We start from the raw sequence: 19,472 nt of genomic DNA, 5'->3' as shown, positions 1-19,472 counted from the left end.
GGTGCTCACCCATGTTCCGCGAGGCGGCGGCTCTCGGCTTCCGTATCACGGAACATTGGAGCATCATGGCGACGATCGAGCACATGTCGAATGCCGGGCTCTGCGCGAATAATCGCGGCCTGACGAATACGGGCGGCAAGATCGGCTACACGTTCTGAGGCATCAAACCCTTGGTCAAGCTCAACCGCATCTACACGAGGACCGGCGACAAGGGCACGACCGCCCTGGCGGACGGACAGCGTCGCTCGAAGGCGGATCTGCGGGTCGAGACCTACGGGACCGTCGACGAGACCAATGCCTGCATCGGACTGGCGCGCCTGCACACGCAGGGGCCGCTCGACCAGATGCTCGGGGCGATCCAGAACGACCTGTTCGACCTCGGGGCCGACCTCGCGACGCCGCCGAGCCCGGAGCCCCTCCCCTACGAGCCGCTGCGGATCGTCGCGAGCCAGGTCGAGCGGCTGGAGCGCGACATCGACGGCCTGAACGAGGCGATCCCACCACTGAAATCCTTCGTGCTCCCCGGTGGATCGCCGGCCGCGGCGGCCCTGCACCTCGCCCGAACCGTCTGCCGCCGCGCCGAGCGCCTGGCGGTCAGCCTCGCCGCCCGGGAGGACGAGACGGTGTCGCCGGAGGCGCTGCGCTACCTCAACCGCCTCTCCGACTTCCTGTTCGTGGCGAGCCGGGCCGCCAATGCCGACGGCGCCGACGACGTGCTCTGGGTGCCCGGCGCCAATCGTTGAGCCCGGGCCGAGGGGTTTTCGCCGGGCCGCCACGGCGCCGCGTTGACAAGGCGGAAATGTGGCCGTTACGGTCCGCGCGCCTTGCGTGCCCCCGCCACGCTGCGCCTTGCGCGCCGTGGAAGTGGCCTGCACGACGACAAGAATCCTCCGGGGAAGGATCGTGACCGCCATGAAGGTGCTGGTGCCCGTCAAGCGGGTTGTTGACTACAACGTCAAGATACGCGTGAAGGCCGACGGCTCCGGGGTCGAGCTCGCCAACGTGAAGATGTCGATGAATCCCTTCGACGAGATCGCCGTCGAGGAGGCGATCCGGCTCAAGGAGAAGGGCACGGTCACCGAGATCGTGGCGGTGTCGATCGGCCCGCAGCAGGCGCAGGAGACGCTGCGCACCGCGCTGGCCATGGGCGCCGACCGTGCCATCCTGGTCAAGACGGACGTGACCTGCGAGCCGCTGGCGGTGGCGAAGCTTCTGAAGGCCGTCGTCGAGAAGGAGAGCCCGCAGCTCGTCATCCTCGGCAAGCAGGCGATCGACGACGACTCGAACCAGACCGGGCAGATGCTCGGTGCGCTGCTCGGCTGGCCGCAGGGCACCTTCGCGTACAAGATCGAGCCGGGCGAGGGCAGCCTCGACGTGACCCGCGAGGTCGACGGCGGCCTGCAGACCGTCAGCCTCAGGCTGCCGGCCATCGTGACGACGGATCTGCGCCTCAACGAGCCGCGCTACGCGTCGCTGCCGAACATCATGAAAGCGAAGAAGAAGCCGCTGGAGGAGCTGACGCCCGACGCGCTCGGCGTCGACGTGACGCCGCGGCTCACGGTGCTGAAGACCGCCGAGCCGCCGGGCCGCTCGGCCGGCGTCAAGGTCGGCTCCGCGGCCGAGCTGGTGCAGAAGCTCAAGGTCGAAGCCGGCGTCATCTGATCCGCAGGCGGGGCTCCCGAGCCACGGTCGAGCCCCGCGCCACAACCCTCAAGGGCACCAGCAGACCATGACGACACTCCTTTTCGTCGAGCACGGCAACGGTCAGATCAAGGACGGGACGCTGAAGGCGCTCTCGGCCGCCAAGGAGATCGGCGCCCCGATCCACGCTCTGGTCCTGGGTTCGGGATCGCAGGCCGTGGCCGCGGCGGCGGCCAAGCTCGACGGAGTCGAGAAGGTCCTGAACGCCGAGGACGGCGTCTACGACCACGATCTCGCCGAGCCGGTCGCGGCGCTGATCGCGTCGATTGCCGAGCCCTACGACACGATCATCGCCTCGGCTTCGACGACCGGCAAGAACGTGCTGCCCCGGGTGGCGGCCCTGCTCGACGTCGCGCAGGTCTCCGACATCATCAAGGTGGTTGCGCCCGACACGTTCGATCGGCCGATCTATGCCGGCAACGCGATCCAGACCGTTCAGGCGCCGGCGGGCAAGAAGGTGATCACCGTGCGGACGGCCGCCTTCAAGGCTGCGGCCGAGGGTGGCGCGGCCGCCCCCGTCGAGGCCGTGTCGGCGGGCGCGCCCGAGGCCGGCGGCTCGACCTTCAAGGGCGAGGAGATCGCCAAGTCGGATCGCCCGGAGCTGGCCTCGGCGCGGATCATCGTGTCCGGCGGGCGCTCGCTCGGCTCGTCCGAGAAGTTCCACGAGCTGATCGAGCCGCTGGCCGACTCGCTCGGAGCCGCCGTCGGCGCCTCTCGGGCCGCCGTCGATGCGGGCTACGCGCCGAACGACTGGCAGGTGGGGCAGACCGGCAAGGTCGTGGCGCCGGACCTCTACGTCGCGGTGGGCATCTCGGGGGCGATCCAGCACCTCGCCGGCATGAAGGACTCGAAGGTCATCGTCGCCATCAACAAGGATGAGGACGCACCGATCTTCCAGGTGGCCGATTACGGGCTCGTGGGCGATCTCTTTCAGGTCGTGCCGGAGCTGCAATCCGAGATCGGCAAAGCCAAGGGTCAATAACGGAACGGAATCTGGCACCCCGCGAGTATTGTCGCCGAAGGCGGATTCGCGGGTTCCTTCCGGATCGAAGATTGGTCTAGAACGCTGCGACGGCGAGACTTCGCGCGGTGCCGTCGCGCTCGTGCCCTCGGTCGAACCGGGCGGCCGTGTATCGGCATCCGCATTGGGGGCACAGGTCGGCACATGCATATGGAGATCAAGCGGGTCGGCATCATCGGCGCAGGTCAGATGGGAAGCGGCATCGCGCAGGTCTGCGCCACCGCCGGCCTCGACGTCCTGCTGAACGATCGCGATCCCGCCCGGCTCGAGAATGGTCTGACGGTCATCGAGGGCAGCCTGGGCCGCCTCGTTTCGAAAGGCACGCTGTCGGAGGAGGACAGCGCTCAGGTTCGGTCGCGGATCGTATCCGCCCGGGACTTCGCCGCCCTTGAGCCGTGCGACCTCGTGATCGAAGCTGCGACCGAGAACGAGGCCACGAAGCGCGAGATCTTCAGCAGCCTGTGCGGATCGCTGCGTCCGGAGACATTCGTAGCGACGAACACGTCGTCGATCTCCATAACCCGTCTGGCGGCGGCGACGGACCGGCCGGAGAAGTTCATCGGTATCCACTTCATGAATCCGGTGCCGGTGATGCAGCTCGTCGAGCTGATCCGGGGCATCGCCACCGAGGATACGACCTACGAATCCGCCAAGGCGTTCATCGCCAAGCTCGGCAAGACTTCGACGATGTCGGAGGATTTTCCGGCCTTCATCGTCAACCGCATCCTGCTGCCGATGATCAACGAGGCGATCTACACGCTCTACGAGGGTGTCGGATCGGTCGAATCGATCGACACGGCCATGAGGCTGGGCGCGAACCATCCGATGGGCCCGCTTCAGCTCGCGGACTTCATCGGTCTCGACACCTGCCTGTCGGTCATGCAGGTGCTCTACGAAGGCTTGGCGGATTCGAAATACCGCCCGTGCCCTCTGCTCGTGAAGTATGTCGAGGCCGGCTGGCTCGGCCGTAAGGCCAAGCGCGGGTTCTACGATTACCGCGGGCCGACGCCGATCCCGACCCGCTGAGCCGTCAGGCCGCGGGACGGTTGGAGAAGCCGTCCCGGGTTGGTGTTATTTCGGCGCGTTGCCGTTGGCCCCCGGTTGCGCGGGCTGCGGATAGGACGGGTTGCCGCCCGGCACGCCCGTGCTGTTGGTCGGCGACGCGGCGCCCGACTGCCCGTTCACCGAACCCGTCACCTCCTTGCGGGACGCGTCCTGGCTCTGGCTGGCGTAATCCTTCGGCGAATTGGCGCCGTTCCATGTGAGGAGACCCACGGTGGCGATCGCCAGCAGAACGAGGCTCCCCACCAGGACCCAGAGCATCGGTTTGCCGCGCTCGCCCTGACGGCTCTCGTTGGGATTCAATCTCTCGACCATCTGCAGAACCTTCCTCGGCGGGACGCCACACGCCGAAACGGGCGCTGTGCGACACGATCTCGTTACCGGCCGCCAACGCGGGGCCGCCGAGGCAGGTTCCTGCCGGATCGCGGTGTCACCGCCCGGTCGTCAGAAGGATCTTGCCGAGATGCGCGCTCGACTCCATGAGTTCGTGCGCCTCCCGCGCCTGCTCCAGCGGGAACGTGGCATGGGTGACGGACCGGATGCGCCCGGCATCGAGCTCGGGCCAGATATCCCGGCGCAGCCCCTCGGCGATCGCTGCCTTGTCGGCCTTCCCGCGCGGCCGGAGCGTCGAGCCGGTAAAGGTCAGGCGGTTGCGCATGATCGGCGTGATGTTCAGGCCATCGACCTTGTAGCCGCCCATCAGGGCAATCATCACGAGCCGGCCGTCCGGAGCCAGCGACTTCAGGTTCCGGGCCAGATAGCTTGCACCGATCATATCGAGGATCACGTCGACGCCACGTCCGTCGGTGAGGCGCTTCACCTCCTCGGCGAAGTCCGCCTCCTTGTAGTTGATCGCGGCATCCGCCCCCAGATCTTCGCAAAACCGGCACTTCTCGGCCGAGCCCGCCGTGGCGAAGACCCGCGCGCCGACATGCTTGGCGATCTGGATCGCCGTGGCACCGATGCCGCTCGATCCGCCATGCACGAGGAAGCTCTCGCCGGGCGCGAGCCGTCCGCGCTGGACGACGTTCGAATAGACCGTGAAGAAGGTCTCCGGCAGGCCGCCGGCATCGACGAGCGAGACCGCCTTCGGACGCGGCAGACAATGGGCCGCCTCGGCCACCGCATACTCCGCATAGCCGCCGCTGATCACCAGGGCGCAGACCTCATCGCCGAGCGACAGACCCGTGACCTCGCTCCCGATCGCGACCACACGACCGGCGACTTCGAGGCCGGGAATCTCGGTGGCGCCGGGCGGCGGCGGATAGACCCCCGCGCGCTGCGCGACATCGGGGCGGTTCACGCCGGCCGCCACCACTTCGATCAGGACCTGTCCGGGTCCCGCATGCGGCACGGGGGCGGTCTCGACGCTGATCACCTCCGGGCCCCCGGAACCCGCGAAGCGGATCTGACGCATGGTCCCGGGCAGGTCGGTGCTGGCCATCAACGATAATCCTTTGCGCGCACGTGATCTCAGCCGCGCTCACGCCGACGCGGTACGGCTCTACTTGCGGCAACGGGCGCGCTTGGCAAGCCGAAGGCGCCGCACGCATCCGTTGCCGGTCCGAACGGCAAGCTAGCGGGCGGCCGCCTTGACCGCCGCCGGCAAGACGATCGCGCCCTGCGCCAGGCTCTTCGGCCAGACCGCGACCTGCTTGCCGTCCTGCCACTGCGCCATCAGTCCGGTGACGAAGCCGGGACCGTATTTGATCGAGTGCGTGAACGGGTCGTCCTTGCCGTAGAACTGCGTCCGCCCCACGGTTCCGACCCAGTCGGTCTTCTCCAGGGCCTCGACGAGCTTGTCGGCCTCGGTCGAGCCGGCGCGCTTCACCGCATCCGCCGCGTAATAGACCTGATCGTAGGCCATGTAGCCTGCGTAGGACGGATCGCTGCCGAAGCGCTTCTTGAACGCGTCGCTGAAGGCGAGCGACTTGTCGGTGATCGCCGCGCCCGGCACCGCGATGCTCTGGAAGATCACGCCCTGCGTGGCGCCGTTGGTGTTCGCCCAGAAGGTCGAGGAGGTCGCCTGCGAGTTCATCCCCGTCATGGCGAGGGGAACCTGCTGGTTCTGCCATTGCACGGTCGGCTGCACGCCGACATGCGAGATGCCGGTGACGATCAGGTCGGGCTTGGCCGCCTCGATCTTGTTGTAGATCGGTGTGAAGTCCCCCGTGTCCGGCGAGAAGCGGATATGGTCGACGACCTTCACACCGATCTCGGGCAGGCACTTCTCGTAACCGACATCGAGGGGACGGGTCCAAGCCGCGTCCTCGCTCATGATCGCGGCCGTCTTCACCTTCATCAGATCGATCAGCATGTCCTTCGTAGAATCGCAGATCGACTGCGCCAGGGCCGCCGAGGTGAGGTAGCCGTGGAAGGTGTACTTGTTGCGCGCGTAGTCCTTGTGGATCGCGAGGCTGATCTCGTTGGAGGCGGCACCGGGCGTGATCATCGGCGTCTTGAGCCGCGCCGCCCAGGGCATCAGTGCCAGCACCACCTCGGAGATGTAGCTGGCGATGACGAGATTAACCTTGTCCTCGGAGACCGCCCGCTGGAAGGCCCGGACCGCGTCGGAGGCGGACGACTTGTCGTCGTAACTGACGATCTGGATCTGGCGCCCGTCGATCCCGCCCTTGGCGTTGATCTCGTCGGCGGCGAGCTGGACGGCCTGCGGGATCGAGGCGCCGACGACCGACTGCGCCTCGGCGATGACCCCGATCCGGATCGGGTCGGCGGCGCGTGCCTGCGTCGACCCCAGCAATCCGGCCACTGCGAGCAGGGCCAGGACACGACTCGAAACGCTGCGTTCCATCGGCATGGGCTTCCTCCTGCGGCCCGTGCGGCTTTTGGCGCCGCATCGGATCCGAGGCAGGATTGTGCTCTATTCAGGCGCGTGAATACAATGTGCAGATACGGAAAGCGGTGACAGATGATCCGTCTGCCGCGCGCACATCTGAAATCGCGATCCGACCGCGACGACGGCTGAGTTTGGATTCTACCGGGTGCCGTACATCCGGTCGCCGGCATCGCCGAGGCCGGGGACGATATAGCCGTGGTCGTTCAGATGGCTGTCGATCGCCGCGGTCCAGACCGGCACGTCGGGATGGGCGGCCTGGAACTTGGCGAGGCCCTCCGGAGCCGCCAGCAGGCAGACGAAGCGCAGATCGGAGGCACCACGCGCCTTGAGCCGGTCGAGGGCCGCGATGGCCGAATTGGCCGTCGCCAACATCGGATCGAGGACCAGAACGGTCCTGTCGGCGAGATCGGACGGCGCCTTGAAATAGTATTCGACCGCCTCCAGCGTCTCGGGATCCCGGTACAGCCCGATATGGGCGACGCGGGCCGACGGAACCAGCGACAGCATACCATCGAGGAAGCCGACCCCGGCCCGCAGGATCGGCGCCAGGACCAGCTTCTTGCCCTGGATCTGGCGTCCCTCCATCGGCTGGAGCGGCGTCTCGATCGTCACCGGTTCCAGCGGCAGGTCGCGCGTCACCTCGTAGGCGAGGAGCATGCCGATTTCGTTCAGGATCTGACGGAAACCCTTGGTCGAGCGGTTCTTGTCACGAAGATGCGTCAGCTTGTGTTGCACAAGCGGGTGATCGACCACGGTGACCCGACCCGTCGGCATTCGCCCCCCCCTCCATCAGTAAGGGAGGATCAATGCCGGAGCCCGCGCCGAGGCGCAACTCGACGCTGCGGCCCGGCGACGGCCCATGTGTCGAGGGCGCTCGGAGGCACTGCGGAGCGCGCGGCGCAAAGACAAGTTCGGCGCGGGCGACCGGTCGCCGCGGCGATCGGAACACTCAGGCGAGCCGCGGAATGCCTATCCAACGAGTGCCGGGTTGAAAGCCGCGGATCATGGGGCTTAAAAATCGCGGCCGCCGGCCCTCATAACAGATCTTTTATCATGGCCATTCATTTTTAGATCAATACGCCAGCGGATTATAATCCAATGTATAATAGTAAAATCGCTACATTTACAATACATGCGACGATAGTAAAATAATATCTTGTGCCATATTGCAGGGTTTTGTTTTAGCTTGCACGCCATAGCCGTGACTTGCTCAGATTAATTAAAGCTCTAAATCGGATCACGAGCATCCTTTCTTCCGATGCGACCCTTCGATCCTCCGATCCGATCGGCCCCGTTTATGCGTCTGACCACGTCAATCACAGCAATGCTTGGAATCCTCTTCGGAGGGCTCGCACTGATATCGGCGGCTCAGGGTGGCCTGTCCCTGCATCAGCTCAGCGACATCGGTGAAGCGGCGACGACCCTTGCCGGAAACTGGATCCCCTCGCTGGAGAAAGTGGGCGCCATCGAGATGGCGGCATCCGAGGTGCGCATCAAGCAATACCGCCTCATCATGCTGTCGGACACGCCTCAGCATCGGATGACCAACGCGGCCAACCTCGCGGAGACGCACGCCCAGTTGCTGCGAGCCCGTCGCGCCTACGAGCCCCTGATCAGCACAGCTGAGGAACGGAAGCTCTACGATGCCTTCACGGCCTCATGGAGCCGATTCGAGCAAGCGGATCACGAGGCGCTTCGCCTGCTCGAATCGGGCCAGGAACGGGAGGCCCGCGCCCTCCTGGTAAACCCCGACGTCGTCGGCATGTACGATACCGCCCGTGCGGCCCTCGCGCGTCTGGTGACCCATGACGAGGAGGCCGCGGCCCGGAACGCCGATACCGCGATGGCCAGGGTCAACACCGCGTCGGTGGCCGCATATGTAGGAATCGCCCTTGCCCTCGTGTCGGCTCTGGGCGCGGCGATCTTCGGCCTGCGTCATGTTTCGCGCCCGATCGCCGCGATGACGGGTGCGATGACCAAATTGGCCGAGGGCGACGCTCGCGCGGACATCCCGTTCAAGCACCGGCGCGACGAGATCGGCGCCATGGCGGCGGCGGTCCAGGTGTTCAAGGACAATCTGCTCCGCACCCATCAGCTCGAGGCCGAAGCGGAGGCAGCGCGACGGCATGCGGAGGCCCAGCGCAGGCTCGGGATGCGCCAGCTCGCCGATCGCTTCGCGGAGACCGTCGGCGGAATCATCGCGGAGGTCTCGGCCTCGGCCATCGGGCTGCAGACCACGGCCCGGTCCATGACGGCCACTGCGGCGGTGACCGCCGAGCAATCCACGACGGTCGCTGCAGCGGCCGAGCAGGCGGCGAGCAACGTCAGCACCGTCGCGGCGGCCGCCGAGGAACTCGGCACCTCCGTGCAGGAGATCGGCCGGCAGGTCGATGGCTCGGCCAACTTGGCGCGGGGTGCCGTCGACGAGGCGGATCAGACCGGTGCGCTTGTCCAGAAGTTGAGCGAGGCCGTGTCGCGGATCGGCGACATCGTCGGTTTGATCTCGACCATCGCCGGCCAGACCAACCTTCTGGCGTTGAACGCCACGATCGAGGCGGCCCGGGCGGGTGTCGCCGGACGCGGCTTTGCTGTCGTCGCCACGGAGGTCAAGGCACTGGCCGAGCAGACCGCCCGCGCCACGGAGGAGATCTCGAGTCAGATCACGCGGGTGCAGGCTTCGACGGGGGAGGCCGTATCGGCTATCGGCGCCATCACGGCGCGGATCCGCGAGATCAACGGGGTCGCGACCTCGATCGCCGCCGCCGTGGAGCAGCAGGGCGCCGCCACCCACGAGATCGTTCGCAACGTCGGCCAAGCCGCGGCCGGCACGAGCGAGGTGACCAGCAACATCGTCAGCGTCGCCGATGCAGCCGAAAAGACCGGCGCGGCGGCCGGTCAGGTTCTGGTCGAAGCGTCGCGGCTCTCGGAGCGATCCGAGCACCTGAACGCCGAAGTGGCACGGTTCCTGGAAACCGTCCGCGCGGCCTGAACCGTCGGATAGGCGTCACGCCGGCGCTTGAACCACCGGGACGGCGCGTCCGGGCCCCTGAGCCCGGACGCCCACAGATGCAGGATCAGACGGAGCGATCCCCGCCCTCGGCCCGGCGCTTGGCCATGAAGGCATCGAACTGCTCACGATCCCGGGCGCGCTTCAGCTCCTCCACGAACTCGGAGAAGGCGCGGCTCTCTTCCTCGAGGGCACGCCGCTGCGCCTCAAGACGGTCGAGCTCGGTGCGACGGTACGCGTCGAAGGCGGCATTGCCGCTGCTGTCGCGTCGGTTGGCGGCCTCGAACGCCCGGGCGAAGCGCGAGGCGGGGCGTCCCCCCTCGAACTCGGAAGCCGCGCGCCGCGCCGCGTCGCGCATTTCCGCGAAGGCCGGATAACCCGCAAGCTTCCAGGCCACCAGCGCGAGGCCGACCGGCCACCAGTAGATGAAACCGACGACGATTGCGCCAATCTCCAGCGACCGGCGCGGGAACGGGCCAGTCCGGCAGAGCTTGCCGGTCGCCCAGGGTGAAGAGGTTTGAGAGGTCACGGCTGTGCTCCGCTGTTCATGTGAACGCGGTTAACATGCGGGTCCCGGAGGTGCCTTTCAAGGTCGTCCGAGACCGCCCTCGCGCTCGGTCTGTCGGGAGGCTCCGTGGACGAGCGCCAGGACCCCGCCCCGCAGCAACTCGTACTTGTCCGGAAATCCCGGTCCGCGCGGCAGATGTCCGGCGGCCGACAGGGTCGCGAGGCCGTGGGCCAAGGCCCACACCTCCAGGGCGATGAAGCGGGGTGCCACGCCCCCGAATCCGTCCGAGAACGTCGCCTGCAGCGCCTCGACCAAGAGATCGAACGGGCTCGGCCGCGACGCCACCGCATCGCTGGCCGCCGTGTCGAGGTCGGCGCCGCCGGTGGGGAAGCCGCGCGTCTCGAAGATCGCCGCATAGTAGGCCGGCTCTTCTTCCGCGAAGGCGAGATAGGTCTCACCCATCCGCGTGAACCGCTCCAACGGCGTCCCGCGCGACGTCAAGGCCCGCGCCAGACGGGCGGCGAGTTCCGCGAAACCGCGCCCGGCCAGCTCCTCCAGAAGCGCCTCCCGGCCCCGAAAATGGCGGTACAGCGCGGCCGGGGTGACGCCGACGAGGCGCGCGGCTTCCACCAGGGTGAAGCCGCCGATTCCGCGCTCGGCGATGAACCGGCGCGCGGCCTCCAGGAGGGCCTCCTTCAGATTGCCGTGATGGTAGCTGCGCCGGTCGTCCGGCCCGTCCCGCCAGGGTCGCAAGATCTCATCATCCTTCGCGCGCCTGTTGCACCTCATAGGACCCCAGCGCCGCTGTCGAGTCCAAGGCCGCCAGAGACTGTGTCTCCGGGCCTGCCCTTCGGTATGACGGCCGAACGCGACGGTTGTTTCGGGCCGCCCCGCACCACGCTTGACCACCTCCCGAGCATGCAACACTATTACATCGGAAAATCCAGAGGGATCGACGATCCCCCCGGACGGCGGCGAATGGCGGGGCTTCCAGTGCAGGACGACGAGCATCGCGCATGGCCTTTGTAAGCCTCAAGGCGTGGCGCGCCCGCTCGGCGGAGCGTGCCGAGATCGCGTCGCGCCTGAAGCAGGACCTGCGGTTGGCCCTGCGCCTCGGGGAGGACGATACCCTGGCGGTGAACGAGATCGCCTGCACCGATCCAGGCTGTCCCGACATGGAGACCATCGTGCTGGTGATGCGCGCCGGCGCGCCCACGCGGGCGTTGCGGATCCGGCGCCCCATCGACGCGGTGGATGCCGACGACATCGCGGCGCTGGCCGAGGAAGACCGGTCGTCCGGAGCGCCGTCGACCGGCGTCTCGACAATGTGATCGTGCGCGGGCGCTTTCGATCTTCGGGCCGCCCGGGATCTCGCGACGCGCCCGGGCGCGCGGCGTAGCATTCCTCAAACACCGCAATCCGGTCCATCAGCAGGCCGGGAGGAAAGCACGCCATGAAGAACCGCCGTCACGTCCTCGCGCTGGCCGGCCTCGCCCTCACCTGCCCCATCCTGCTCGGAAGGCCGGCCCCGGCCAGGGCGGCCGAGACGCTCCCGTTCTCGGATGCGGCCTTCGAGGCTGCGCAGAAAGCCGGAAAGCCGGTCCTGGTCGCGGTCAGCGCCCCCTGGTGCCCGATCTGCCGCACGCAGAAGCCGATCCTCGCGAAGCTCGCGGCCGAGCCGCGCTTCAAGGACCTCCAGATCTTCGACATCGACTTCGACAGCCAGAAGGATCTGCTGAGGCGCCTGAACGTCCGGATGCAGAGCACGCTGATCGCCTACAAGGGAACGACCGAGGTCGGACGCTCGGTCGGCGAGACTCAGCCGGAATGGATCGAGGGCCTCGTGGAGAAGACCCTGTGATCGGCCGCGTCCTGCGAGGCCGGCCTGTCCGGTCCCGTTCAGGGAAGCTCCGACATAAGCCCGATGCGGGCCCGCGCGACGGGTCCGGCGGAGAACTTCACCGGTGTCGAGCGCCCTCCTGTCAGACGATCCGTGTCCCGATGCGATCGTGGCCGTACCCGTGCGAAACGAGGAGGAGCGGATCGCCGCCTGCCTGAAGGCGATCGACGCCCAGGAGGGTCTGGAACCCGGCCGCCTCGGGCTGGTGCTGTTCCTGAACAACTGCACGGACGGTACGGAGGCCCTCGTGTCGGCCCTGGTGCCGACGCTGTCGATCCCGGTCCGGGTGCTGAGCGAGAATTTTTCCGGCGCCCATGCCGGCTGGGCCCGGCGCAGGGCGATGGATGCCGCCGCCGCCTGGCTGGGTGATGCGGGGAATGCGGGGATCATCCTGTCCACCGACGCCGACAGCCGGGTCCCGCCCAATTGGGTCGCCCGTAATCGCGCGGCGATCCGGGCGGGGGCCGACGCGGTGGCGGGCCGGGTCGAGCTCGATGCCGCGGAGGCGGCGCTGCTGCCGCCCTCGCTCCCTGCCCGCGGGCGCCTGGAGGATCTCTACGACGCCCTCATCACCGAGGCCGAGGCGCGGATCGACCCCGACCCGCACGATCCCTGGCCGTGTCATCGGACAGCGATCGGGGCGACCCTGGCGGTGACCCGGAGCGCCTACCTTGCGGTCGGCGGCATGCCCGAGATCCCCCTCGGGGAGGACGGTGCCTTCATCGCGCGCCTGCTCGAACACGGCTTGCGGGTCCGTCACGCCACCGATGTGTGCGTGACCATCTCGGCGCGACTCGCCGGGCGGGCTCCGGGCGGTGTCGCCGACACCATCCGCTCCCGTTGCGAGGAGCCCGACGCGCTCTGCGACGCCCGGATGGAGACCTTCCCGCGCGCCGTGCGGCGCTACGCCTGGCGCCGGCGGTTCCGTCGGATGCACGATCACGGGCTGCTCGCCCGGAACGAGGCCTGGGCGCGGGCCATCGGGATCGCTCCCGTGGAAGCGCGGCGGATCGCTTCCCTCCCCCTTGGCCAGGCCATCGCCGAGGCTGAGCGGCTCAGCCCGCATCTCGCCTATCGTCCGATCGGTCCGCGGCAGCTGCCCGGCCAGATCCGGATCGCGCGGCTCGGCGTCGCCGCACTCCGCCTCGGTTTCGGCCTCCTGGGCTTCGCGCGGCGGATCGCGGGTTCAGCGGCCTCCGGCCGGCCGGTCGCGGATCCGCGGGGCAGCCGGATCTGATATCCTCAGAAACGGCCTTCCAAGACGTCCCGTGGGGCCATGCCGAACCGGCGGCGGAAGGCGCGGCTGAAGGCGGCCGCATCGGTGAAGCCGCAATTGGCCATCACGGATCCGATCCGGGTTCCGCTCGTACGCGACCGCAGCCGCCGGTAGGCGCGGTCGAGACGCGCGTCGCGGATCTTTGCCGCCACGCCCTCGTCGCCCGTGAAGGCCGCGTAGAGCCGGCTGCGCGAGACCCGCAGGGCGGCCGGAAGCGATTCGGGCCCGAAGGCGGGATCGTGCAGCCGGCGCTCGATATGGGCGAGGGCCAGAGACCGGACGGCTTCGCCGGAGAGATCGTTGTCCCCCTGGTCGCCCTGACCGTCGGCGAGCGCGCGCAGAAGATGCAACACGCCCTCCAGCGCGATGCCGGCCTCCGCCTCCGTCATGCCGCCGACCGTCTCCGAGAACGACCGAAGATAGGTCGCGAACAGGCCGCTGAGCGGCGTGGCCCGGAGCTTGCGCCCGACAAAGGCCGGCACGTTGCCCACTTGCGCCAGGAAGGCGGCACGGGGCACCTGTAGGCGGATCTCCTCATAGGCGTCGCGGCTGCCGATCGCGAACGGTTGATCCATGGCATGGACCGTGATGTCGCCGGCGCTCAGCAGGGCGCCGCTGTTACCCTGCTCGACGAAGCCGCCCCCCTGAACGAGAAACGCGATCGCGATGTCGTCGCGCCCGTCCTGGCGCACATGTTGCGCCGTGCGCTCGACCCCGATCGGACCGCTGAGGGTGTGCAGGACCACGCCGTGCGTGGAGACCGCGAGCCTGCGGCCCGCCGTGAACGGCACATCGGGCGCGAGCATCGTCGCGTCCACCCGGGCCAAAGCTGTGCTGCGCCAGTAATCGAAGGCGCGCTTCTGCTCGACCGTGTCGGTCGTCTGGATGACGATGGGAACCGTCTCGCGGACACTCAAAGCGGGTCTGCCCCGGGCGCCAACAACAGCCTGCGCGCCTTCGCGCGTTGGAACCTCAACGAAGCAAATTGCAGATCTGAGGTCGCGGCGCAACCTTAAATAGATCACGCCGATAAGCCGAATGGTCTCGCCGCGGAGCGACGCCGGGAGCGATCAACGCTCGGACGCTGCCACCCGCGCGTCCGGCCGGGCGCCCGACGCATCGGCGAAACGCACCAGGATCGCGCGGCCATCGGACGGTGGTGCCGACAGGCTCGCACGGAAACGGGCGGTCTCGGTTGCGGCGAGGACCGCCCGTGGCGGCGCAACCGAGAAGGTGCGGATCGTCCGGCCACCGGCGTCGCGAATGTCAACGCTCAGCGGCGCGACCGCAGCGTCCTTACGGGCAACGCCGACGAGGTCGCCTTCCACCACCAGTTCCGCAGGATGGCCGTCCTCGGCAGGGTTGGTGAAGGCCACCACGTCGCGGATCTCGATGCCTCGGATGTTCACGGGCAGGCCGACGCGTGCGAACAAGGAGGCGGTCTGCGGCGCGGCTTTGACCACGCTCGTCCGGGCAAGGCAGGCGAGCGGCAGTGAAGCGAGGAGCACCAGACCGAAGGCCAGGGACGGCGACAGGCCTGGAATCGCGCGACGGCCCTTCCCGGCGGATTTCGGACGCCGGGCCTTTCGCGGGACGGTGGGAGCTGGGACGTCGGCCGCCGTTCGAACCGAGGCCGTCGCCTCCTCCCACGCGGCGTCGGCGAGCGGATCGGCCTCGGCACGCGCGGCGAGTTCCGCCTCATGGCCGGCGAGAACATCGGCCGGCGTGATGAACCACGTCTCGCGACAGGCGGCACAGCGGACCGAACGGCCCTCCATGCCGACCTTGCTGGCATCGATGCGATATTCGCTCGCGCAGCTCGGGCAGGCGATCAGCATACGCCGCATACTCGCATCGATCGGCCGCAGCCGGGGCGGAAATTAAAAGTGCTTGAGGAAGTGTCGCTGAACAGGGTTAAGCGGCGGTGAAACTCAGGAGGCCTTGAAAACGCCCGCCCGTCCGGCGATTCCCGAGGCATGGACAGACGAGACACGGCACGGCCTTGAACCTACAGGCGAGCATGAAAAGCCTGCTGCCCGGCGCTGAGCGGCCGGTGGTGCAGTTCGAGAATGTCGGCATGCGCTACGGGCTCGGGCCGGAAGTGCTGTCCGACGTGAGCTTCCGCATCGCGCCGCGCTCCTTCCAGTTTCTCACCGGTCCCTCCGGAGCCGGGAAGACGACGCTGCTGCGCCTCATTCTGCTGTCGGTGCGTCCGACCCGCGGCCTCGTCTCGATCTTCGGCGAGGAGGTCAGCGGGATCTCAGCCAAGGCGTTGACCAATCTCCGGCGGCGCATGGGCGTGGTGTTCCAGGATTTCCGGCTCCTCGACCACCTCACCACCTACGAGAACGTGGCCCTGCCCCTGCGCGTCCAGGGCCGGGCCGAGGCCAGTTATCGGGCCGAGGTGGTGGAGCTGCTGCGCTGGGTCGGCCTCGGCGAGCGCATGCACGCCCTTCCCCCGCTGCTCTCGGGCGGCGAGAAGCAGCGCGCCGCGATCGCCCGGGCGCTGATCGCGCGGCCCGACCTGCTGCTCGCCGACGAGCCCACCGGCAACGTCGATCCGGGCCTCGGGCGACGGCTGCTTCGACTCTTCCTCGAACTGAACAAGCTCGGGACCTCGGTCATCATCGCCACCCACGATTTCGGCATCATGGACGCCGTCGACGCCCGCCGGATGGTCCTGGGTGAAGGCCGGCTGCGGATCGAGGAATGAGCACGCAAGCGATCCCGCGGACGAAGCCCGGCGGATCGGCCGTGCCGCCCGACCCGTCGATGCCGGCCAACCTGCGTCGCAACGCGCCGCTGGTCCCCACCGACACGGCGGCCGGCCGCTCGTTGGCGGCCGTCATCGCGATCCTGACCTTCCTGGCGGGGCTCTGCGCTGGGGCCGCCGAGATGGTCGCGACGAATGCAGCCCAATGGCAGGGCGATGTGGCCCGGGAGGTCACCATCCAGGTCCGGCCGGGTCCCGGCCGCGACGTCGATGCCGACGTGTCCCGCGCCGACGGCATCGCCAAGGCCGAACCGGGGATCGCGGAGACGCGGGTCTTCAGCAAGGCCGAGGCCGAGCGCCTCCTCGAGCCGTGGCTCGGGACCGGGCTCGACCTCTCGGACCTCCCGGTCCCGCGGCTCATCGCCCTCAAGCTCGCGAGCGGCCAGGTTGCGGATCTGAAGCGCCTGCGAACTAGGCTCGTCGAGGCTCTGCCGGGTGTGGCCAGCCTGGATGACCACGCCCTCTGGCTGCAGCGGCTCTCGACCGCCGCCAACGCCTTCGTGGGGATCGGGATCGGACTCGTGCTGCTCGTTCTGATCGCCACCGGGCTCGCCGTGACCTTCGCGACCCGCGGCGCCATGGCGAGCAACCGCGAGGTCGTGGAGGTTCTCCACTTCGTCGGTGCCGACGACGACTACATCGCCCGGGCATTTCAGCGGCGCTTCTTCGGCCTGGGCCTGCGGGGTGGCGCGATCGGGGCCGGACTGGCTCTCGTCGCCTTCGTCATCGCCGGCCTCCTGGCCAGGGCCGCCCGGTCTGGACCGGCCGGCCAGGAGGTCGAGGCTCTGTTCGGCGCATTCCATATCGGCGTGCGCGGCTATGCCAGCGTGCTCCTGATCGGCGTGATCGCGTCTCTGGTCACCGGCATCGTCTCGCGCGTGACCGTCCGGCGGTTCTTGGCGTGAGGGCGTGCGACGTCGCGTTCAGGTGGAAATAGGGAGTCTCGATAGCACGTTTACCATCTGGAAACTTTATCATCGCGGTGTTGATACGGCTGACGGCGCCGGCCTCCGGGTTGCCGCAATCGGCTCCGATCTTCCGGAGGATGACCACGCGTATGCTGCGCGCATCGGATCCGCTCATGACCGACCCCGTCGGCTGGGCTTGGCACGTGTGGGATTACCCGCCCCGCGCCGTCGTGCGCCCGCGCCGCCGGCGGCGGATCGCGCTGTGGACCTGCAGCCTCGGCGCGGGTTTGGGCGCGCTGGCATTGTTTGCGGGATTCCTGATCTTCGTCGGCGCGCTGGCGCGACACGAGCGTGCGCCGTCTGATCGGGCCGACGGAATCGTGGCGCTGACCGGCGGTGCGCAGCGGATCGGCGATGCGATCGACCTGCTGGCCGGAGGCTACGGCCGGCGGCTTCTCATCACCGGCGTCAACGAGCGGACCAGCCGCGACGAGATCGCCCGCCTGAACCCGACCCAGCGCGCGCTCATCGCCTGCTGTGTCGATCTCGACTACCGGGCGCGCAACACGATCGGGAACGCGATCGAAACCCGGCGCTGGATGCGGGCGCACCGCTTCAGCACCGTCGCGGTCGTCACCTCGAATTATCACATGCCGCGGACGCTGATCGAACTCGATCATGCTCTGCAGGACAGCGACCGCGTCCTGCCGCATCCCGTCGTGACGGAGGCATTCGACGCCGACCGCTGGTGGCACGACCCGCCTGCCGCGCGCCTTCTGGCCTCCGAATATATGAAATTTCTGGTCAGCTGGGTCCGTACGCGCTTCGAGGCGGACCCCGAGCGCTCGCGCGCCGCGATCCTTATCGGGCGGGGCAAGCCGGTGAAGATGGTGGCCGAGCCGCTGATGATGCGCGGCGTGGACTGACCTCGCCCCCAGATGCGCCGTCCCGTCGGAGCCGACAGTTCGGCCCCAGGCCATCGTGGATCACCGCGCGTGACCGTCCGGATCAGCGGCGCTCGGCAGCGGTCTACGGACCCTTGCAGCGTGCCTTGATGGCCGCCGAGAATTCCCGGTCCGATCCCTGAACCTGGGCGAGGCGCTCGCTGCGCTCGGTGCCCGACAGGCAGCGCCCGTACACACTCGCCACGCGGCGCATCGTCTCCACGTGACGGCGCCAGATGCGGCAGTTCTTGGCGTCGTCACCGTCGGCCTGCTCGAGCTGGTCGAGGGCTTGGCGCTGCATGGACTGCGCCACCAGGACATCGCGGGCGCAGGTCGTCTCTCCCTGCGCCGCGGCGGCGGTCGAGGCGATGGCCGCGAAGGCCAGAGCGGCGGTGGTCCGAAAGATCGGCATCATCAGGCCGCCTGCGGTGCCGTCGAGCGCGTCAGAAGGGCGTAGAGGGCACCGGCATCCCGAGCGGCGCGGATATGCGTGAGCATGCCCGGCTCGCGGAGAATGCGGGCAACCTGCGCGAGCGCCTTCAGGTGATCGGCCCCTGCCCCTTCGGGCGCGAGGAGCAGAAAGGCGATATCCACCGGCTGGCCGTCGAGGGCGTCGAAATCCACCGGGCGGTCGAATCGGGCGAACAGCCCGAAGAGCCGATCGAGTCCGGGCAGCTTGCCGTGGGGAATCGCCACCCCATCACCGATGCCGGTCGATCCGAGCCGCTCGCGCTGGAGAAGGGTGTCGAAGACGGGCCGCTCGCCGAGCGCCGGCAGGCGCCGCGCCGCCTGCGCGGCGAGATCCTGCAGCACCTGCTTCTTGGCGCGGGCGCGCAGGGCCGGCACGACCGACTCGGGGTCGAGAAATTCCAGAACTGGCATCGAACGACCGTTGCCCCGTCACCCGTTCGCGAGGAAGCGGGCCTCGTCGCAGGGGCGTCGTCGACCGTTCCGGCCGCGCCCCTGCTGGATCAATAGGTGGGGAAACCAGCCGGTTCCGGCTCCGCTTCTCCCGACCTATCGCGTCACTCGGCGGCGCTCGGTGGGTCCACCCAGCCGATCGCTCCGTCGCTGCGCCGATATACGACGTTGACGCGTCCGGTGCCAGCGTGGACGAACACGACCACCGGGGATCCCGTCATGTCCAGGGCCGTCACGGCCTCGCCGATGGTGCGGCGCTGGAGGGTCTTGGTGCTTTCGGCGACGATCGGCGGATGGGCGTCACCCTCGACGGCGTCCTCGTCGTCCTCCTCCGGCGGGGCAGCGAACACCGCATAGGCGGCCTCGATCGCCGCGTCGTCCCCCGGTCCGGTGGCGTGCTGCTTGAGCTTGTGCTTGTAGCGGCGCAGCCGCGTCTCCAGGCGCTCGGCGGTCTGCTCGAAACTCGCCCGGGCATCGTGGGCGAAGCCGTTCGCCTCGATCGTGAGGCCGGACACGAGGTGCAGCACGCAATCCGTCCGGAAGGCGGTGCCGTCACGCCGGAGCGTGACATGGCCGTGCAGGAATCGGCATGTG

Annotated in this window: 23 protein-coding genes; 12 read left to right on the top strand and 11 right to left on the bottom strand. The window is 68.4% G+C overall.

The window, feature by feature from the left end; genetic code table 11:
• From I53_RS31235 to I53_RS12965, 5 genes are all read left to right on the top strand, one after another.
• A partial coding sequence (locus I53_RS31235; protein WP_148291130.1) for an acyloxyacyl hydrolase occupies nt 1-158 on the top strand: 158 nt, incomplete at its 5' end.
• Between the two features lie 12 nt (nt 159-170).
• Entirely contained in the window at nt 171-743 is a 573-nt protein-coding gene (locus I53_RS12980) for a cob(I)yrinic acid a,c-diamide adenosyltransferase (protein WP_043351333.1), read from the top strand.
• A 169-nt stretch (nt 744-912) separates the two neighbouring features.
• Nucleotides 913-1,662: an electron transfer flavoprotein subunit beta/FixA family protein gene (locus tag I53_RS12975; protein ID WP_043351331.1), complete on the top strand. Its 750-nt coding sequence runs from the start codon at nt 913-915 to the stop codon at nt 1,660-1,662.
• 67 nt (nt 1,663-1,729) lie between these two features.
• Nucleotides 1,730-2,683: an electron transfer flavoprotein subunit alpha/FixB family protein gene (locus tag I53_RS12970; protein ID WP_043351329.1), complete on the top strand. Its 954-nt coding sequence runs from the start codon at nt 1,730-1,732 to the stop codon at nt 2,681-2,683.
• A 183-nt stretch (nt 2,684-2,866) separates the two neighbouring features.
• On the top strand, nt 2,867-3,748 hold the full coding sequence (locus tag I53_RS12965; protein ID WP_043351327.1) for a 3-hydroxybutyryl-CoA dehydrogenase: 882 nt from the start codon (nt 2,867-2,869) through the stop codon (nt 3,746-3,748).
• A gap of 45 nt (nt 3,749-3,793) precedes the next feature.
• Here I53_RS12965 and I53_RS12960 read toward each other — a convergent pair whose 3' ends face one another.
• The 4 genes from I53_RS12960 to upp form a co-directional block, all read right to left on the bottom strand.
• Nucleotides 3,794-4,099 carry a hypothetical protein gene (locus tag I53_RS12960; protein WP_043351325.1) on the bottom strand — a complete coding sequence of 102 codons (306 nt, stop codon included), beginning with the start codon at nt 4,097-4,099 and terminating at the stop codon, nt 3,794-3,796.
• Nucleotides 4,100-4,214: 115 nt separating this feature from the next.
• The gene (locus tag I53_RS12955) at nt 4,215-5,228 is read right to left on the bottom strand and encodes an NAD(P)H-quinone oxidoreductase (protein ID WP_043351323.1); all 1,014 of its coding nucleotides are present in this window, start codon (nt 5,226-5,228) and stop codon (nt 4,215-4,217) included.
• A 132-nt stretch (nt 5,229-5,360) separates the two neighbouring features.
• Nucleotides 5,361-6,602, bottom strand: a complete 1,242-nt coding sequence (locus I53_RS12950) for an ABC transporter substrate-binding protein (protein ID WP_043351321.1) — start codon at nt 6,600-6,602, stop codon at nt 5,361-5,363.
• Nucleotides 6,603-6,779: 177 nt separating this feature from the next.
• Nucleotides 6,780-7,415, bottom strand: coding sequence for a uracil phosphoribosyltransferase (gene upp, locus I53_RS12945; RefSeq protein WP_043351319.1), 636 nt, complete (start codon nt 7,413-7,415; stop codon nt 6,780-6,782).
• Nucleotides 7,416-7,938: 523 nt separating this feature from the next.
• Here upp and I53_RS12940 point away from each other — a divergent pair.
• The gene (locus I53_RS12940) at nt 7,939-9,630 is read left to right on the top strand and encodes a methyl-accepting chemotaxis protein (protein ID WP_043351317.1); all 1,692 of its coding nucleotides are present in this window, start codon (nt 7,939-7,941) and stop codon (nt 9,628-9,630) included.
• Between the two features lie 85 nt (nt 9,631-9,715).
• On the opposite strand, the gene I53_RS12935 is transcribed toward I53_RS12940, so the two are convergent.
• Both I53_RS12935 and I53_RS12930 read right to left on the bottom strand, forming a co-directional pair.
• Nucleotides 9,716-10,177 carry a DUF2852 domain-containing protein gene (locus I53_RS12935; protein WP_043351315.1) on the bottom strand — a complete coding sequence of 154 codons (462 nt, stop codon included), beginning with the start codon at nt 10,175-10,177 and terminating at the stop codon, nt 9,716-9,718.
• 57 nt (nt 10,178-10,234) lie between these two features.
• Complete coding sequence (locus I53_RS12930) at nt 10,235-10,909, bottom strand: TetR/AcrR family transcriptional regulator (RefSeq protein ID WP_043351313.1); 675 nt, start codon at nt 10,907-10,909, stop codon at nt 10,235-10,237.
• 263 nt (nt 10,910-11,172) lie between these two features.
• Between I53_RS12930 and I53_RS12925 the strand changes: the two genes are divergently transcribed.
• From I53_RS12925 to I53_RS12915, 3 genes are all read left to right on the top strand, one after another.
• Complete coding sequence (locus tag I53_RS12925; RefSeq protein ID WP_043351311.1) at nt 11,173-11,487, top strand: hypothetical protein; 315 nt, start codon at nt 11,173-11,175, stop codon at nt 11,485-11,487.
• Between the two features lie 122 nt (nt 11,488-11,609).
• On the top strand, nt 11,610-12,017 hold the full coding sequence (locus I53_RS12920; protein ID WP_043351310.1) for a thioredoxin family protein: 408 nt from the start codon (nt 11,610-11,612) through the stop codon (nt 12,015-12,017).
• 148 nt (nt 12,018-12,165) lie between these two features.
• On the top strand, nt 12,166-13,293 hold the full coding sequence (locus I53_RS12915; RefSeq protein WP_306307436.1) for a glycosyltransferase: 1,128 nt from the start codon (nt 12,166-12,168) through the stop codon (nt 13,291-13,293).
• Between the two features lie 5 nt (nt 13,294-13,298).
• On the opposite strand, the gene I53_RS12910 is transcribed toward I53_RS12915, so the two are convergent.
• Both I53_RS12910 and I53_RS12905 read right to left on the bottom strand, forming a co-directional pair.
• The gene (locus tag I53_RS12910; protein WP_043351308.1) at nt 13,299-14,249 is read right to left on the bottom strand and encodes a helix-turn-helix domain-containing protein; all 951 of its coding nucleotides are present in this window, start codon (nt 14,247-14,249) and stop codon (nt 13,299-13,301) included.
• Between the two features lie 153 nt (nt 14,250-14,402).
• Nucleotides 14,403-15,170: a zinc-ribbon domain-containing protein gene (locus I53_RS12905; protein WP_043351306.1), complete on the bottom strand. Its 768-nt coding sequence runs from the start codon at nt 15,168-15,170 to the stop codon at nt 14,403-14,405.
• A 182-nt stretch (nt 15,171-15,352) separates the two neighbouring features.
• On the opposite strand from I53_RS12905, the gene ftsE reads away from it, so the two are divergent.
• The 3 genes from ftsE (at nt 15,353) to I53_RS12890 (ending at nt 17,939) form a co-directional block, all read left to right on the top strand.
• Nucleotides 15,353-16,045 (top strand): cell division ATP-binding protein FtsE, encoded by a 693-nt coding sequence (ftsE, locus tag I53_RS12900; RefSeq protein ID WP_043351304.1) that lies wholly within the window; start codon nt 15,353-15,355, stop codon nt 16,043-16,045.
• Entirely contained in the window at nt 16,042-17,010 is a 969-nt protein-coding gene (locus I53_RS12895) for an ABC transporter permease (RefSeq protein WP_043351301.1), read from the top strand. The genes ftsE and I53_RS12895 overlap by 4 nt, the downstream gene beginning before the upstream one ends.
• A gap of 152 nt (nt 17,011-17,162) precedes the next feature.
• Nucleotides 17,163-17,939: a YdcF family protein gene (locus tag I53_RS12890; RefSeq protein WP_043351299.1), complete on the top strand. Its 777-nt coding sequence runs from the start codon at nt 17,163-17,165 to the stop codon at nt 17,937-17,939.
• 103 nt (nt 17,940-18,042) lie between these two features.
• Here I53_RS12890 and I53_RS12885 read toward each other — a convergent pair whose 3' ends face one another.
• The 3 genes from I53_RS12885 to I53_RS12875 form a co-directional block, all read right to left on the bottom strand.
• Nucleotides 18,043-18,369 carry a hypothetical protein gene (locus tag I53_RS12885; protein ID WP_043351297.1) on the bottom strand — a complete coding sequence of 109 codons (327 nt, stop codon included), beginning with the start codon at nt 18,367-18,369 and terminating at the stop codon, nt 18,043-18,045.
• Between the two features lie 2 nt (nt 18,370-18,371).
• Nucleotides 18,372-18,839, bottom strand: coding sequence for a PTS IIA-like nitrogen regulatory protein PtsN (gene ptsN / locus I53_RS12880; RefSeq protein WP_043351295.1), 468 nt, complete (start codon nt 18,837-18,839; stop codon nt 18,372-18,374).
• A gap of 143 nt (nt 18,840-18,982) precedes the next feature.
• Nucleotides 18,983-19,472, bottom strand: a 490-nt coding sequence (locus I53_RS12875) for a sigma 54 modulation/S30EA ribosomal C-terminal domain-containing protein (RefSeq protein ID WP_043351293.1), incomplete at its 5' end; no start/stop codon positions are given.

It is taken from the genome of Methylobacterium sp. B1, assembly GCF_000333255.1.
Classification (GTDB): Bacteria; Pseudomonadota; Alphaproteobacteria; order Rhizobiales; family Beijerinckiaceae; genus Methylobacterium; species Methylobacterium fujisawaense.
The sequence above is the reverse complement of the archived record's forward strand: the minus strand, read 5'-3'. Positions and strand labels throughout refer to the sequence as shown.

Coding starts and splice junctions, on each gene's coding strand:
- I53_RS12975 (WP_043351331.1), top strand. CDS start 913: ATGAAGGTGCTGGTGCCCGTCAAGCGGGTTGTTGACTACAACGTCAAG.
- I53_RS12970 (WP_043351329.1), top strand. CDS start 1,730: ATGACGACACTCCTTTTCGTCGAGCACGGCAACGGTCAGATCAAGGAC.
- I53_RS12965 (WP_043351327.1), top strand. CDS start 2,867: ATGCATATGGAGATCAAGCGGGTCGGCATCATCGGCGCAGGTCAGATG.
- I53_RS12960 (WP_043351325.1), bottom strand. CDS start 4,099: ATGGTCGAGAGATTGAATCCCAACGAGAGCCGTCAGGGCGAGCGCGGC.
- I53_RS12955 (WP_043351323.1), bottom strand. CDS start 5,228: ATGGCCAGCACCGACCTGCCCGGGACCATGCGTCAGATCCGCTTCGCG.
- I53_RS12950 (WP_043351321.1), bottom strand. CDS start 6,602: ATGCCGATGGAACGCAGCGTTTCGAGTCGTGTCCTGGCCCTGCTCGCA.
- upp (WP_043351319.1), bottom strand. CDS start 7,415: ATGCCGACGGGTCGGGTCACCGTGGTCGATCACCCGCTTGTGCAACAC.
- I53_RS12940 (WP_043351317.1), top strand. CDS start 7,939: ATGCGTCTGACCACGTCAATCACAGCAATGCTTGGAATCCTCTTCGGA.
- I53_RS12925 (WP_043351311.1), top strand. CDS start 11,173: ATGGCCTTTGTAAGCCTCAAGGCGTGGCGCGCCCGCTCGGCGGAGCGT.
- I53_RS12920 (WP_043351310.1), top strand. CDS start 11,610: ATGAAGAACCGCCGTCACGTCCTCGCGCTGGCCGGCCTCGCCCTCACC.
- I53_RS12905 (WP_043351306.1), bottom strand. CDS start 15,170: ATGCTGATCGCCTGCCCGAGCTGCGCGAGCGAATATCGCATCGATGCC.
- ftsE (WP_043351304.1), top strand. CDS start 15,353: ATGAAAAGCCTGCTGCCCGGCGCTGAGCGGCCGGTGGTGCAGTTCGAG.
- I53_RS12895 (WP_043351301.1), top strand. CDS start 16,042: ATGAGCACGCAAGCGATCCCGCGGACGAAGCCCGGCGGATCGGCCGTG.
- I53_RS12890 (WP_043351299.1), top strand. CDS start 17,163: ATGCTGCGCGCATCGGATCCGCTCATGACCGACCCCGTCGGCTGGGCT.
- I53_RS12885 (WP_043351297.1), bottom strand. CDS start 18,369: ATGCCGATCTTTCGGACCACCGCCGCTCTGGCCTTCGCGGCCATCGCC.
- ptsN (WP_043351295.1), bottom strand. CDS start 18,839: ATGCCAGTTCTGGAATTTCTCGACCCCGAGTCGGTCGTGCCGGCCCTG.